Annotated in this window: 11 protein-coding genes; 3 read left to right on the forward strand and 8 right to left on the reverse strand. The window is 60.2% G+C overall.

Annotation, left to right across the window (positions count from 1 at the left end):
• A partial coding sequence (locus GHO41_RS25585) for a TonB-dependent receptor (protein WP_153435009.1) occupies positions 1-1,582 on the forward strand: 1,582 nt, incomplete at its 5' end.
• A gap of 92 nt (positions 1,583-1,674) precedes the next feature.
• Here GHO41_RS25585 and GHO41_RS25590 read toward each other — a convergent pair.
• The 8 genes from GHO41_RS25590 to glnE form a co-directional block, all read right to left on the reverse strand.
• Complete coding sequence (locus GHO41_RS25590) at positions 1,675-3,114, reverse strand: lipopolysaccharide kinase InaA family protein (protein ID WP_153435010.1); 1,440 nt, start codon at positions 3,112-3,114, stop codon at positions 1,675-1,677.
• Positions 3,114-3,866 carry a lipopolysaccharide kinase InaA family protein gene (locus GHO41_RS25595; RefSeq protein WP_153332619.1) on the reverse strand — a complete coding sequence of 251 codons (753 nt, stop codon included), beginning with the start codon at positions 3,864-3,866 and terminating at the stop codon, positions 3,114-3,116. Before GHO41_RS25595 ends, GHO41_RS25590 begins: the two co-directional genes overlap by 1 nt.
• The gene (locus GHO41_RS25600) at positions 3,863-4,597 is read right to left on the reverse strand and encodes a lipopolysaccharide kinase InaA family protein (RefSeq protein ID WP_048366649.1); all 735 of its coding nucleotides are present in this window, start codon (positions 4,595-4,597) and stop codon (positions 3,863-3,865) included. Before GHO41_RS25600 ends, GHO41_RS25595 begins: the two co-directional genes overlap by 4 nt.
• Positions 4,597-5,403, reverse strand: coding sequence for a lipopolysaccharide core heptose(I) kinase RfaP (rfaP, locus tag GHO41_RS25605; RefSeq protein ID WP_153435011.1), 807 nt, complete (start codon positions 5,401-5,403; stop codon positions 4,597-4,599). The genes GHO41_RS25600 and rfaP overlap by 1 nt, the downstream gene beginning before the upstream one ends.
• Positions 5,403-6,524, reverse strand: coding sequence for a glycosyltransferase family 4 protein (locus tag GHO41_RS25610; RefSeq protein ID WP_048366651.1), 1,122 nt, complete (start codon positions 6,522-6,524; stop codon positions 5,403-5,405). Before GHO41_RS25610 ends, rfaP begins: the two co-directional genes overlap by 1 nt.
• Positions 6,524-7,585 carry a lipopolysaccharide heptosyltransferase I gene (gene waaC, locus GHO41_RS25615; protein WP_123751120.1) on the reverse strand — a complete coding sequence of 354 codons (1,062 nt, stop codon included), beginning with the start codon at positions 7,583-7,585 and terminating at the stop codon, positions 6,524-6,526. The genes GHO41_RS25610 and waaC overlap by 1 nt, the downstream gene beginning before the upstream one ends.
• The gene (waaF, locus tag GHO41_RS25620) at positions 7,586-8,620 is read right to left on the reverse strand and encodes a lipopolysaccharide heptosyltransferase II (protein ID WP_153435012.1); all 1,035 of its coding nucleotides are present in this window, start codon (positions 8,618-8,620) and stop codon (positions 7,586-7,588) included.
• A 194-nt stretch (positions 8,621-8,814) separates the two neighbouring features.
• The gene (glnE, locus tag GHO41_RS25625; protein WP_153435013.1) at positions 8,815-11,757 is read right to left on the reverse strand and encodes a bifunctional [glutamate--ammonia ligase]-adenylyl-L-tyrosine phosphorylase/[glutamate--ammonia-ligase] adenylyltransferase; all 2,943 of its coding nucleotides are present in this window, start codon (positions 11,755-11,757) and stop codon (positions 8,815-8,817) included.
• Between the two features lie 384 nt (positions 11,758-12,141).
• Here glnE and aceE point away from each other — a divergent pair, with 384 nt between their 5' ends.
• A complete protein-coding gene (aceE, locus tag GHO41_RS25630) occupies positions 12,142-14,787 on the forward strand; it encodes a pyruvate dehydrogenase (acetyl-transferring), homodimeric type (RefSeq protein WP_048366655.1) in 2,646 nt (881 codons plus the stop codon).
• Between the two features lie 11 nt (positions 14,788-14,798).
• Positions 14,799-15,097 (forward strand): biotin/lipoyl-containing protein (locus tag GHO41_RS25635; protein WP_371929040.1); only part of this gene is annotated, 299 nt, incomplete at its 3' end.

Raw genomic sequence — 15,097 nt, forward strand, 5'->3', positions numbered from 1 at the left:
GCGCATCGGCGCCGAAACCCTGGTGGGCAGCGACGGCATGAGCAAAAACCACCTCACGGCCGAAGGCGCGACAGACGACGTGGGCTTTGTGCTCGACGCCTCGCGCATGGACACCGACGGCTACCGCGACCACAGCGCCGCCCGCCGCGACCAGACCTTTGCCAAGCTCAACCTAAAGCCCGACGAAGACAGCAAACTGGCGCTGATTTACAGCAGCCTTGAGCAAAACGGCACCCAAGACCCGCTGGGCCAAACCTGGGCAGCCTACAAAGCCGACCCACGCTCGGTGACACCGGCGGCACTGACCTACAACACCCGCAAAAGCATCGACCATCAACAAGTGGGCCTGAACTACGAGCGCTACTTCGGCGATGCCACCTTGCAGGTCAATGCCTACAACGGCACCCGCAGCGTGATCCAGTACCTGGCGATCCCCAAAGGCACGCCCGGCAACAACCAGGGCGGCGGCGTGGTGCAATTCGACCGCAAGTTCTATGGCGGCAGCCTGCGCTGGCTGCAACCGGTGCACAGCGTGCCCGGCGACCTGACCCTGATTGGCGGGCTGGACTACGACCAGAGCCGGGACAGCCGCCACGGCTACCAAAACTTTGTGGGCGACCAACTGGGCGTGAAAGGCGCGCTGGTGCGCGACGAAATCGACACCGCCCGCAGCCTCGACCCGTACGTGCAGGCCAACTGGGCCATCGACAACTGGACCGTCCAGGCCGGCCTGCGCTACAGCACCATGGAACTGGACGTACATGATCAATTTTTGAGCAACGGCGACGACAGCGGCACCAAGCGCTACGAAAAAGCCACGCCCTCGATGAGTGTGATGTACGCCTTTACCCCAGAGCTGCATGGTTATGTCAGCGCGGGCAAAGGTTTTGAAACACCGACTCAGGCGGAATTGGCCTACTCGCCAAACGGCAATGGCTTCAACTTTGGCCTCAAACCGTCTGAAAGCACGCAGTACGAAATGGGCTTGAAAGCTCAGCTCGCCAACACGCGCATCAATGCCGCCATCTTCCAGATCACCACCTCCGACGAACTGGTGGTGCTGAGCAATACCGGCGGGCGCACCACCTACCAGAACGCGGGCCGCACCCTGCGTCGCGGCTTCGAGCTGGGGGTCGAAAGCCAGCTTGCCGACGACTGGACCACCACCCTGGCCTACACCCGGCTGCAAGCCACCTATGACCGCGACTTCACCAGCCCCAAAGGCCTCATTGATAAAGGCAACGACCTGCCGGGCGTGCCGCAGACCACTTTGTTTGCCGAAGTGAACTGGAAACCTGCCGACTGGGTCAGCACCGCCATCGAGGGCATGTACCGCAGCAAGGTCTACGTCGAAGACACCAACACGCAAAAAGCCGCACCGGCCTACAGCGTGTTCAACTGGCGCGCGAAGTTTGAGCAAAAGGTTGATCACTGGACCTTCCACCAGACCTTGCGCCTGGACAACCTGCTAGACCGCCAATACGTGGGCTCAGTGATCGTTGCCGACGGCAACAACCGCTTCTACGAAGCCGCACCGGGCCGCTCGTGGTACGCCGGCGCCGGGGCGCAATACAGCTTCTAAGTCGCGCCAAACACCTTGTAGGAGCGAGCTTGCCTCGCGATCTTTTAAACGATCAAAAGATCGCGAGACAAGCTCGCTCCTACAGGGTGGGGTTACACCGCTTTGGGCAAGCGTTCATCAATCACGTGATACAACGCGCTGCTCGCCGGCCAATTGCGCATAAAGCGCGCGCGGTCGCGGGCGTAGGCCGTGGCGAAGCTGCTTTGCGATGAGTGCTGGCACATGGAGTCCAGGTCAATCAAGGCCCAGCGCCCGTCTGCCCAGAACACGTTATGGCCTTTAAGGTCGCCGTGGCTGATGCGCTCGCGAATCAGGTTGGCAAACAACTGGTCCAGTGCCTGCAATTCGGCTTCAGGGGCGTCGCCGCTGTCTTGATACGGCGCAAAACGCTCGATGATGTCCGGGCCGGGCAGGTATTCGGTGACCAGATACGCTTTGCCACGCAACCACAAAAAGCGGGTTTCCAGCAGCGCCAGCGGCTTGGGCGTGGCGATGCCAAGAAACAGCAGCCGATTGCCTTCTTGCCATGAATGCCATGCCCGGCTCGGGCGCCAGAAGCGTTTAAGCCAGTGGGCAAAGCCTTTGATGTTGTAGCGCTTGACCACCAGGCTGCGGCCCGCCACCTCAACCTTGCCCACGCTGGCCGCGCCGCCGGTTTTGTATAGGTGGCCCTGGTCGAGCAGCGCATCGGCCTTGGCCACTACGGGCAACATCGCCGCTTCTTCTTCGCGGGCAAATGCGCGCAAGGCAAACGCCCCGCTCTGCACGCTGAAAAAGGTGCAGTCGCGGCCCACTTTGTTCATGAAGTCGTTGAGGCGCCAGGCGCGGACTTTTTCGACCTGCTTGAGCAGCGCCTCCAGTGGCAAGGCGTGTTCGCCGTTGCTCAGCAGGTAATGCACCAGCAGTTCTTCAATAAACGGCTCAAGGCTTTTCGGCAGTTGGGCGAAGAACACCCCAAGGTTTTCCAGGACTTTTTGCCGTGACAGCGGCTTGCCCGCCTCTTCGACGCAAATACCCGCGCCGTCGATCAAATACAGTTTGCCGTTGCAGCGCAGCAGGTTGTCCAGGTGCAGGTCTTCTTGCCACAGGCCCTTGAGGTGCATCTGCCCGATCGCTTCCAGCGCCTCGGCCAGCACCGCCTGTTGCTCGTCAGCCAACACTGGCAACGCCGCAACTGCATTCCAGGCATCGCCCAGGCTTTGCGCGTGCTCAAGAAACTCAAACAGCAGCCAGCCGCCCTCGCCTTCTTGCAGACCGTCAGCCAGCAGTTGCGGCGTGGTCAGGCCTTGCTCTGCCAACAGGCGCACGCCGGTCAGCTCACGCTGAAAGTTGCGCGCCGCCTTGCTGCCGACCATTAATTTGGCCAGCACGGTACGCCCGCGCCACACGCCGGCACCCACGTAGCGCTGCCCCGGCAACACCCGCAGCAGGCTCAACAGCTGCAATTGCGCAGGCCCGGCTGCGTCAGCCAGTTCAATGCTCAGCGGTAACGACGGCGTGCGTCCGGCCTTTTGCAATTCGGACAAGCGCATCAGCGGCTCTCCTTGTGGCTGCGACGAACATTCAAACGCTCAAACCAGGCATCGACCAAACCGCTCTCGACCGGCTGTTCAAGGTACGCCGCAAGCAGCGTACGCACGTCATCAGCGTTCCAGACCTGAGCCCGGCGCAACAACGGTTCGATGTCTTTGACCCGGTCACGCTGGCCCAGCAGTAAGGGGCGGGTCTTTTCCAGGTCGATCAACTGGGCACGATAGCCCTCGCCGTCTGCCTGCAAAAAGATGTGCTTAGGGTAGAAACAGCCATGCACCTGACGCGCAGCGTGCAGTTGACGCGCCAACTGACCGCAGGTGCGCAAGATCGCTTGCTGCTGCGCGTGGGTCAGTTGCGGCCAGTGTTCGAGCAGGGAATCGAGGTCGTTCCAGCCGTCCAGCGCGCGGGTCATCAGAATGGCCCGACGCTCGCCAGAGACTTTACGCTCACCAAAGAACACCGCTTCCAGCGCCGGAATGCCCAACTGCTGGTAACGCTGAATATTGCGAAACTCGCGGGCAAAGCTCGGCTCGCCCAACGGGCTGTGCAAGGTGCGGGTCAGATAATTGCTCTGGCGCTTGAGGTAAAAGCCCTGGCCTTCGAGGTCCATGCGAAACACCGTGCTCCAGCCGCCACGGCTGGTGTTGGGCTCATCGACCGCGTCCAGTTGCAGGTTCCACAGGGCATCGAAATCCGCCAATCCATTGCGTTCCAGCAAACCCCGTTCGGCTCCTGCCAAAAAATCAGTCATTCCCGGCCCTCAAAAAAACGCACGATATGACGGACCCGCTCTTTGTCCGCCGCGTTGAGTGTGGTGCGCCCGGTGTATTGGAAATAAAAGCGCAAACGCTGGGTGGCTGTCAGGTGGTACTTGGCCACTTTGTCGAGGCACGCCAGGTCTTTGGTGATCCGGTACTTGAGCCAGAAACCGCGCCAGAAGTCGCCGTTGGGGCAGTCGATCAAGTACAGGCGCGCCTGATCGTCGATCAGCAGGTTGCGCCACTTCAAATCGTTATGGGTAAAGCGATGGTCGTGCATGGTCTTGGTGTAGCGCGCCAGTTGGCGGCTGACACCGTCGACCCAGGCACGGTCCTTGAGCAGCGGGTCGTTGTTGTCCGCCAGCTCCGACAAATCGCGGGTGTTGGGCAGTTCGCGGGTAATCATCGCGCCACGGGCGTAGGCAAAGCCTTTACGCTCCAGGCCCCAGGCCACCACTTCGGCGGTCGGGATGCCCCACTTGGCAAAACGCTTGAGGTTCTGCCATTCGGATTTCACTCGCGGGCGGCCCAGATAGCGGCGTAGTCCTTTGCCCGCGCCGGTGTAGCGCTTGACGTAGTAATTGACGCCATCACGCTCGACGCGGATCACTTGCGACAACGGATCGCGGGTCAGGTGCTCGCCTTGCAGGGCAAACACGGCATCGAGACTGCCAAAATCATGTGCCAACGCGCGGTAAGCGGGTTCCAGAGTCCAACCCGCCATTACAGTGCATCTCCATAGCGCACTTTGCGCTCGTAGAGTTTTTGCGCCTTGCCTTCAAGCCAGGCCAGCAAGCGCGCTTCTTCGCGCAGGATCTGGCGCAGCGGCATCTGGAAGTAACCGCGCAAAAAGCGCAGCTTGTCGCGTTGGGTCAGGCCAATGTCCAGCGCCGAAAAGTACAGCGCGGCCAGGTCTTTGTTGCGCCAGCGCCGACTGATCACGGCGCGGGTCTGGGCACGGTGCAGGTCGATGAGCGACAGGCGCAGGTTGTCAGCGGTCACCGGCGTGTCGGTGTGCAGCAAAAAGTGGCAGATATAGCAGTCGCGATGGTTAACGCCCGCGCGGTGCATCATGCCGGTCATGCGTGCCACTTCGGCGATCAACCCACGCTTGAGCCTGGGATGCGGCGGCTGCTTGAGCCAATTAAGGCTGAAGTCTTCAAGGCTGACGGTCGGCGCCAGCTCTTCGGTGATGATGAACGAGTGCTGCTGGGCCGGGTTGCTGCCCTTTTCGCCATAGGCCACAGCGGTCATGGTCGGCACACCAACTTCGTGCAAACGCTTGATCGCCCGCCATTCCTGGCCGGCACCGAGCACCGGCAGTTTGGCGGTGAGCAGGTTTTTGAACACTTCACCCCAACCAATGCCACGGTGGATCTTCACAAAGTAACCGCGCCCGTCGACTTCCGTACGCAAGGTACGGCGGCCGTCCAGTTCGCGGTAAACCTCACCGCTCAACTGCTCGACTTCGGTGAACGCATCGCGCCCATCCCACAAGCGTTTGAAAGGTTCGGCAAGTATCAGTTTCATCAGTGTTGCTCCGCCAGAATCACATCCGCAGCATGCTGCGGCATGCTATAGAGGTCGGCCGTCTGCGCGTAGGCCAGGCCATTTTGGCTCCAGGCCGCGCGCGCAGCATCGTCGGACAACATGTGGGTCAGATAATCATTGAGTTGCGTCTGTTCGAACGGTTCGTCCAGCACCAGGCCCGCATCGGCGTCGCTGATGTAATGGGCATAGCCGCACACCGCGCTGACCAATACCGGCAAACCCGCCACCAAGGCTTCAAGCAGAACGGTGCCGGTGTTTTCGTTGTAGGCCGGATGGATCAGCACATCAGCGCCCAGCAGGAAGCGCGGGATGTCACTGCGCCCCTTAAGAAACTGCACGTGCTCGCCCAGCCCCAACGTGGCGCTTTGCAATTGAAAGACCTTGGGGTCGTCCTGACCGATTACCAACAATTTGGTGCGCTTTTTAAGCTCGGACGGCAACGCCGCTAGGGCTTTGAGGCTGCGGTCGACGCCTTTGGTCTTGAACCCCGAGCCGATTTGCACCAGCAACAGGTCGTCGTCGGCCAGGTTGAATTCGCGGCGGAACTCGGCGCGAATCTCAGCCGCATTCGGCGGCGCACGACGGTCCAGCGCAATGCCCGGCGGCAGCAAATGAAAACGCTGCAACGGGGTGTCGTAATGCTTGATGAACAGCGGCTGCTGGACTTCAGAAATCATCAGGATTTCAGTCTTGGCGTTCTTGTCGAACACCGCGCGCTCGTATTCAGCAAAGTGCTTGTAGCGCTTGAAGAAGCGGTAGAACGAGTGGCGCAGGTTTTGCGCCTTGTCTTCAAAGCAGCCGTCGGCGGCGTAGTACACGTCCAGGCCGGGCATTTTATTGAAGCCAATCAAACGGTCGACCGGGCGCTTGGCCAGATCGGCTTGCATCCAGGCGAGCATTTTTTCGTTACGGGTGTGGTTATGGAACGCCTTGACCGGCGCCACCAGCACTTCGAAGCCGGGCGGGATATCGCCTTCCCAGATCATCGTGTACACACGGATCTGGTGCCCACGCTTCTGGCACTCCAGCGCAATGCGCATGAAATCGCGTTGCAGCCCGCCAAACGGGAAGTATTTGTACAGCACAAAAGCCAGTTGCATCAGCGCAGTTCCTCAGCCAGTAACAACGTGCTTAATCGACTTGCGACACGCTCAGGGTTCAGACGAGTGAAGCACAACGGCCACTCGTTTTTCAGATCAAACCGCTGCTGGTCCTGTGCAGTCGGCTGGTAAGTGCATTTTTTTTGCAGGCACGGCGCACACGGGAAATCGCTGGCCAAGTGGATCTGCACCTTGCCGTACGCGCCCGTGAGCCCGGGGTTGGTGGGGCCAAACAGGGAAATGGTCGGCACATCCAGTGCCGCTGCCAAATGCCCCAGCCCGGTGTCCACCGCCACGCATGCGCTGGCATTGGCCAGCACTTTGGCCACGCCTGCGAGGTTCAGCTTGGGCAGGACCACGGCGTTTTTCAGACCGTTGGCAATGCGTTCAGCACGGGCCTTTTCAGCCGGGTTGCCCCACGGCAAGCGCACTTCGAGGCCCAAATGGCCCATGCGCACCGTCAAATCGCGCCAGTAGGTTTCGGGCCAGTGTTTGGTGTCCCACGTGGTGCCATGCAAGAACACTGCATAAGGTTTGCTGCGCGGTAATTCAACCAGGCGCTCAACATCGAGGCCGTAATCACCCAGCCCTTTGGGCAGGTCATAGCCCAGCGCGACGGCAAACAATTGGCGCAAACGCTCGACCGCATGCTGCCCACGGGCTACGGCCAGGCGGCGCTGATAAAAGTGGCTGGCCAGCGGCTCACGGGCGGAGTGTTTGTCCAGCCCTGCCACCGGCGCCTTGACGTAGCGGGTCAAAAAAGCACTTTTGACCAGCCCTTGGGCGTCGATCACCAGATCATATTTTTCGGCGCGCAGGGCTTGCTTGAAGCGCTTCCACTCGCCGCTCTTGAGGGTTTCCCAGATATTTTTGCGCCAGCGGCGGATCGCCACCGGAATCACCTTGCCCACGGCCGGGTGCCAGGTCGGGATTTCGGCAAAGCCTTCTTCCACCACCCAGTCAAAGGTGATGCCCGGAATGGCCCGGGCCGCATCGGTCAGCGCCGGCAAGGCATGAATCACATCCCCAAGGGATGAGGTTTTCACCAACAGAACACGCACCTAATTGACCTCGACCGGGGTGACCTGCAGGCGTTGCAAGGCTTCAATCACCGGTGCCGGCATCAGTTCGCGCAAGCAATTGTAGTGGCCGAAACGGCAGGTGCGCTCAAAGCACGGGCTGCATTCCAGGCCAAGGCGCACCACTTCAACCTGGTCGGCCAATGGCGGGGTAAAACCCGGCGAGGTCGAACCGTACACCGCCACCAGCGGGCGATTGAGCGCCGCGGCCACGTGCATCAGCCCGGAATCATTGGACACCACGGCGTCTGCGCACGACAGCAGGTCAATGGCTTCGGCCAGTGAGGTTTCACCGCTGAGGTTGACGGACTCTTCGCGAAGGCCCGGAATCAACCGGGCGCGGATGTCTTCACCGACGCTGTGATCGTTTTTTGAGCCAAACAGCCACACTTGCCAGCCTTCGCGGATCTTTTGCTCGGCGACTTTGGCGTAATGCTCGGACGGCCAGCGTTTGGACTCACCAAACTCGGCGCCGGGGCACAGCGCCAGCACCGGACGGTCCAGTTCCAGACCGAACTTGCTCAGGGCGGCCTCGCGGCTTTGCGGCTCGATTTGCAGATCTGGGCGCGGGTACGGCTTGGGCAGGTCGGCGCCCGGATCATAGGCCAGCGCCATAAAGCGCTCGATCATTAACGGGTAGCGTTCTTTGTCCAGCGTGCGCACATCATTGAGCAACCCGTAACGGAACTCGCCGCGCCAGCCGGTGCGCTTGGCAATACCGGCGAAAAACGGCACCAACGCCGACTTCAACGAGTTGGGCAGCAAAATGGCCTGATCGTATTGGCCCTTGAGGGACTTGCCGATCTTGCGTCGCGTGGCCAGTTCAAGCGCGCCATGGCCGAGCGGAAAGCTCAAGGCCTTGCGAACTTCAGGCATGCGCTCAAGGATGGGCCGGCTCCACTCAGGGGCCAGCACATCGATTTCGCACTGTGGGTGGCGCTTTTTCAGGCACTGGAACAGTGTCTGCGCCATCACCATGTCACCGACCCAGCTGGGCCCAACGATCAAAATATTCATAAGTTTCCATAAACAAGCAAGGGAGGCAGTGGCCTGATGCTCGTCAGCCAGAACACTCAACTGTAGGAGCGAGCTTGCCTCGCGATCTTTTAAAGATCAAAAGATCGCGAGGCAAGCTCGCTCCTACAAAGACCGCGTTCACGTTACTGACGGCTTCAGACGCTTGCCTCCCCGCTGTAATTGCTAGCCGTAGCTTAGCTCAAGCCCAGTTGCGCCCATATACGCCGAACATCTCGTCGCGCTTCCACCAATTGGTCGCCACTGACCACCCCGGCTTCCTTTTGCAAGGCCTGGCGGTGGGCAACGGCGCGGAAGGCTTTGTACGCCTCACGCAACAGGCTGGCATCACTGGCGGGCATCAGCCCGGCCTGTTCCAGCCCTTCAAGAATGCGGATGTTATCGGTATAGCGCAGCAGTTCCGGGTGTTCCCTGGACCACGCCAGGGCCGCGTATTGCACCATAAATTCAATATCGACGATACCACCGGCGTCCTGCTTGAGGTCGAACGGCACCGTGGCCTCGAAGGCATTCTGCGCCGTCCCGGCAGCGGTCAGCCGGGTGCCCAGGTTGTCGCGCATTTTGGCGCGCATCTCGCTGACCTCCTGACGCAGCGTCGGCAAGTCACGCTCGCGGCCCAGCACCTGCGCGCGCACGGCTTCAAAGGCCGCGCCTACCTGTTGGCAGCCCACCAGCACTCGCGCCCGCACCAGCGCCTGATGCTCCCAGGTCCAGGCTTCGTTCTGTTGATAGCGCTCAAAAGCCCCGAGCGAGCTGACCAACAACCCGGAAGCGCCTGACGGACGCAGGCGCATGTCGACTTCATAGAGCTGGCCGGAGTTGGTTTGCGCGGTGAGCAAATGGATGATCCGCTGGCCCAGCCGGGTGAAGAACTGCGCGCTGTCGATGGGCTTGGCACCGTCAGTTTCGGCGTTGGGGTCGCCGTCATGGATAAACACCAGGTCCAGGTCCGAGCCGTGGCCAAGCTCGATACCGCCGACTTTGCCGTAGCCCACAATAATAAAGCCGGGGTCGCACAGGCTGCCGTCCGCCCGCTGCGGCGTGCCGTACTTGGCCACCGTTTGGCGCCAGGCCAGGGCCAGCACTTGCTCCAGAATCGCCTCGGCTAGCCAGGTCAGGTAATCGCTGACCTTCATCAGCGGCAAGCTACCGGCGATTTCTGAGGCCGCCACCCGCAGGCGATGCGCCAGCTTGAAGTTACGCAGCGCTTCCATCTGCTGTTCAAGGTCGTCTTCGGGGATGCGCGTGAGCCGCTCGCGCAGCTCGGCGGCCAACTCGGGCGCCAACGGTGGCTTGAACAGGCGCCCTTCGTTGAGCAACTCATCAAGCAACAGCGGGAAGCGGGTGATTTGCTCGGCAATCCACGGGCTGGCCGCGCACAAGGTCAGCAGGCGGCGCAGCGCGTCCGGGTTTTCGGTCAGCAACACCAGATAGGCCGAACGGCGGGCCACCGCCTCGACCAGCGGCAACACGCGCTCCAGCACCAGGTCCGGGTTGGCATGTTCCACCGCCTGCGCCAGCAAACGCGGGATAAACGCATCCAGACGCTCACGCCCCAAACGCTGCATGGCGCGCAACTGTGGGCTGGAGCGCAGGTTGGCCAATTGTTTCAAGGCTTTGGGCGCATCGACAAACCCGGCTTCTTCTAATTGCGCACAGGCTGCTGCGTCGTCCTGGACTTCTTCCCACAACGGCAACCACTCGCCGCCGACGATCAGTTCGCCTTCGTCGAGGTCTTCTTCCTCGTCCGGGTCGGCAATCACCTGACGGAAATGCCAGTCGATACGCCCGCGCCACGCCATCAGTTGTTCATGGAACTGCGCCCAGGTGTCAAAGCCCATCATAAAGGCGATGCGCGCCTGATCTTGCTCGCCGTCCGGGAGCATTTGCGTCTGACGGTCAGCAATGGCCTGGATCGCGTGCTCGGTGTAACGCAAAAATTCATAACCTTCGCGCAACTCATTGACCACCGCAGCCGGCAGGTAGCCTTGCCCCTCAAGGATGCTCAGCACTTTAAGCAGCGGCCGCTGTTGCAGGCTGAGGTCGCGCCCGCCGTGGATCAACTGGAACGCCTGGGCAATAAACTCGACTTCTCGAATGCCGCCCGCGCCCAGTTTGATGTTGTCGGCCATGCCTTTGCGCCGTACTTCTTGCTGGATCAACTGCTTCATGGTGCGCAGCGCTTCGATGGCCGAGAAGTCGAGGTAACGCCGATAGACGAAGGGCCGCAGCATTTCCAGCAACTGCGCGCCAGCCACCTGATCACCGGCCACCACCCGCGCCTTGATCATCGCGTAGCGTTCCCAGTCGCGGCCCTGATCCTGGTAATACTGCTCCAGCGCGTTAAAGCTCAGCACCAGCGCGCCCGACGAGCCGTACGGGCGCAGGCGCATGTCAACGCGGAACACAAAACCGTCGACGGTCATCGGGTCCAGCGCCTTGATCAAGCGCTGACCCAGGCGAATAAAGAACTCCTGGTTGTCCAGCGGGCGCTTGGCGCCAACAGTTTCGCCGCCCTCGGGGTAGGCGAAAATCAGGTCGATGTCCGAGGACAGGTTAAGCTCGACGGCGCCGAGCTTGCCCATGCCCAAAATCACCATCGGTTGCGGCTCGCCGCTGCGGTGCCCGATGGGCGTGCCGAACTGCTGGCAATGGCGCTCATACAGCCAGCGGTAGGCTTGATCGATGCTCGCATCGGCCATGTCCGACAAATCGCGGCAGGTTTCTATCAGGTCGGCCTGGCGGGTCAAATCACGCCAGATAATCCGCACTTGTTGGCGCGTACGCTGGCGGCGCAGGGCGCGGCCCAGCTCTTCGTCGGTTTGTGCCTGCTGGGCGGCTTCGGCAATCTGCCCGCACAACTCGCCGGGGGCGAAGCTGCGGTCCAGCTCACCCCAGCTCACCAGTTCCAGCAACATCAAAGGGTCACGTAACACCTGTTCAATAAAGAAGTCGCTCGCCGCACTCACCCGGGCAAAGTCTGACCAGCGTTCAGACGACCATTCGTCGAGTCCCTGCTCGCCTTCCAGACCGGCCACGGCACTGCGCCAGGACTGCTCGGCGCGGCTGGCAAGGGGCAATAAAAGGGAGGGGATTGCGGCAAGCGAGGGAAGGCTCATGGTCTATCCTTGATCGGCGATGGTATTGCCGAGTACGGTGACTGGAAGAAACAGCGGTTAAACCCGACTGTCGAACAAAGGTTATAAATAGCTTAAAAACGTGATTCTTTAGCAAAAAAACATTGTCACAACGGCCAAATACCAAACACAGAACCAACAATATCGATTTATCGCACAACCCAACAGGTGACCTTCGAAGGCTTCCCTGTAGTTTTACTACTGAGTCAAACACTCGAAAGGCTGAAATGAGCAACGATTTGTAGTAAAACTACACGACGCCGGAATCAACCTTCCGGTCATCCAAGAATTTATGTCGTCTGCCCACAAGGCCAGTCGCAAACTCAGGCAACCGATTCTGGAAGCCTTTCCGCCCTGGAGCAAGCCATGCAAGACCTCGATCCCGTCGAAACCCAGGAATGGCTGGACGCCCTGGAATCGGTTCTCGACAAAGAAGGCGAAGACCGTGCTCACTATCTGATGACCCGTATGGGTGAGCTCGCTACTCGCACCGGTTCGCAACTCCCGTACGCCATCACGACTCCATACCGCAACACGATTCCTGTTACCCACGAAGCACGCATGCCTGGCGACCTGTTCATGGAACGCCGCATTCGCTCGCTGGTACGCTGGAACGCCATGGCTATGGTTATGCGCACGAACTTGAAAGATTCTGACCTGGGCGGTCATATCTCCAGCTTCGCTTCCAGCGCAACCCTGTATGACATCGGCTTCAACTACTTCTTCCAGGCCCCGACCGAAGAACACGGCGGCGACCTGATCTACTTCCAGGGTCACACCTCGCCAGGCGTTTATGCCCGTGCGTTCATGGAAGGTCGCATCAGCGAAGAACAAATGAACAACTTCCGCCAGGAAGTCGACGGTCAGGGCCTGTCGTCCTACCCGCACCCTTGGCTGATGCCTGATTTCTGGCAGTTCCCGACGGTATCCATGGGCCTTGGCCCGATCCAGGCGATCTACCAGGCGCGTTTCATGAAGTACCTGGAATCGCGTGGCTACATCCCTGCAGGCAAGCAAAAAGTCTGGTGTTTCCTGGGTGACGGCGAGTGTGACGAGCCGGAATCCCTGGGCGCCATCTCCCTGGCTGGCCGCGAAAACCTCGACAACCTGATCTTCGTCATCAACTGCAACCTGCAGCGCCTCGACGGCCCGGTTCGCGGCAACGGCAAGATCATCCAGGAACTCGAAGGCGTGTTCCGCGGTGCTCAGTGGAACGTGACCAAAGTCATCTGGGGCCGTTTCTGGGACCCGCTGCTGGCCAAAGACGTCGACGGCATCCTGCAACGTCGCATGGACGAAGTCATCGACGGCGAGTACCAGAACTACAAAGCCAAAGACGGCGCGTTCGTACGTGAACACTTCTTCAACACGCCAGAACTCAAGGCGATGGTTGCTGACTTGTCCGACGACGAGATCTGGAAACTCAACCGTGGCGGCCACGACCCGTACAAGGTCTACGCGGCGTACCACGAAGCGGTCAACCATAAAGACCAGCCAACCGTTATCCTGGCCAAGACCATCAAGGGTTACGGCACTGGCGCTGGCGAAGCGAAAAACACGGCGCACAACACCAAGAAAGTCGATGTCGACAGCCTGAAGTTGTTCCGTGACCGTTTCGACATCCCGGTCAAAGACGAAGACATCGAGTCCCTGCCATTCTTCAAACCGGAAGAAGGCAGCGCCGAAGCCCGCTACCTGAGCGAGCGCCGCACTGCACTGGGCGGTTTCGTGCCTCAGCGTCGCGCCAAGAGCCTGAGCATTCCGACCCCGCCACTGGACACCCTCAAGGCCATCCTTGACGGTTCCGGCGACCGTGAAATTTCCACCACCATGGCGTTCGTGCGCATCCTGGCACAGCTGGTGAAGGACAAGGACATCGGTCAGCGCATCGTCCCGATCATCCCGGACGAAGCCCGTACCTTCGGTATGGAAGGCATGTTCCGTCAGTTGGGCATCTACTCCTCCGTCGGCCAGCTCTACGAGCCAGTCGATAAAGACCAGGTGATGTTCTACAAGGAAGACAAAAAGGGCCAGATCCTCGAAGAAGGCATCAACGAAGCAGGCGCCATGAGCTCCTTCATCGCGGCCGGTACTTCGTACTCGAACCACAACCAGCCAATGCTGCCGTTCTACATCTTCTACTCGATGTTCGGCTTCCAGCGTATTGGCGACCTGGCCTGGGCCGCTGGCGACAGCCGCACCCGTGGTTTCCTGATCGGCGGCACCGCCGGGCGTACCACGCTCAACGGTGAAGGCCTGCAACACGAAGACGGTCACAGCCACATCCTGGCCGCGACCATCCCGAACTGCCGCACCTATGACCCAACCTACGGCTATGAGCTGGCGGTGATCATTCAGGACGGCATGAAGAAGATGACCGAAGAGCAACAGGACGTCTTCTACTACATCACCGTGATGAACGAGTCGTACCAGCAACCTGCCATGCCGGCCGGTGTTGAGGAAGGCATCGTCAAAGGGATGTACCTGCTGGAAGAAGACACCAAGGAAGCGGCTCACCACGTACAGCTGATGGGCTCCGGCACCATCCTGCGTGAAGTGCGTGAAGCGGCGAAAATCCTGCGTGAAGAGTTCAACGTCGGCGCTGACGTATGGAGCGTTACCAGCTTCAACGAACTGCGTCGCGACGGCCTGGCCGTTGAGCGTCACAACCGTCTGCACCCTGGCCAGAAGCCACAGCGCACCTTCGTTGAAGAGTGCCTGACTGGCCGTAAAGGTCCGGTCATTGCTTCTACTGACTACATGAAGCTGTTCGCTGAGCAGATTCGTCAGTGGGTACCGGTCAAGGAATTCAAAGTGCTGGGCACTGACGGTTTCGGCCGCAGCGACAGCCGCAAAAAACTGCGTCACTTCTTTGAAGTAGACCGTCACTTCGTGGTGTTGGCAGCCCTGGAAGCCCTGGCTGACCGTGGTGAAATCGAACCTAAGGTGATTGCAGACGCTATCGTCAAGTTCGGTATCAACCCGGAAAAACGCAACCCACTGGACTGCTGAGGAGAATTTTTGTGAGCGAACTCATTCGAGTACCTGACATCGGCAGCGGTGACGGTGAAGTCATCGAACTGTTTGTAAAGGTCGGTGACCGTGTCGAAGCCGATCAGAGCATTCTGACGCTGGAATCGGACAAGGCGAGCATGGAAATCCCTGCGCCTAAAGCCGGTATCGTCAAAAGCCTGAAAGTAAAGCTGGGCGACCGCTTGAAAGAAGGCGACGAACTGCTTGAGCTGGAAGCTGAAGGCGGCGCTGCACCTGCCCCTGAAGCGGCCGCACCGGCGCCGGCAGCGGCGGCTGAAAAGCCAGCGGC

The organism is Pseudomonas sp. FSL R10-0399, assembly GCF_009600165.1.
Classification (GTDB): domain Bacteria; phylum Pseudomonadota; class Gammaproteobacteria; order Pseudomonadales; family Pseudomonadaceae; genus Aquipseudomonas; species Aquipseudomonas helleri.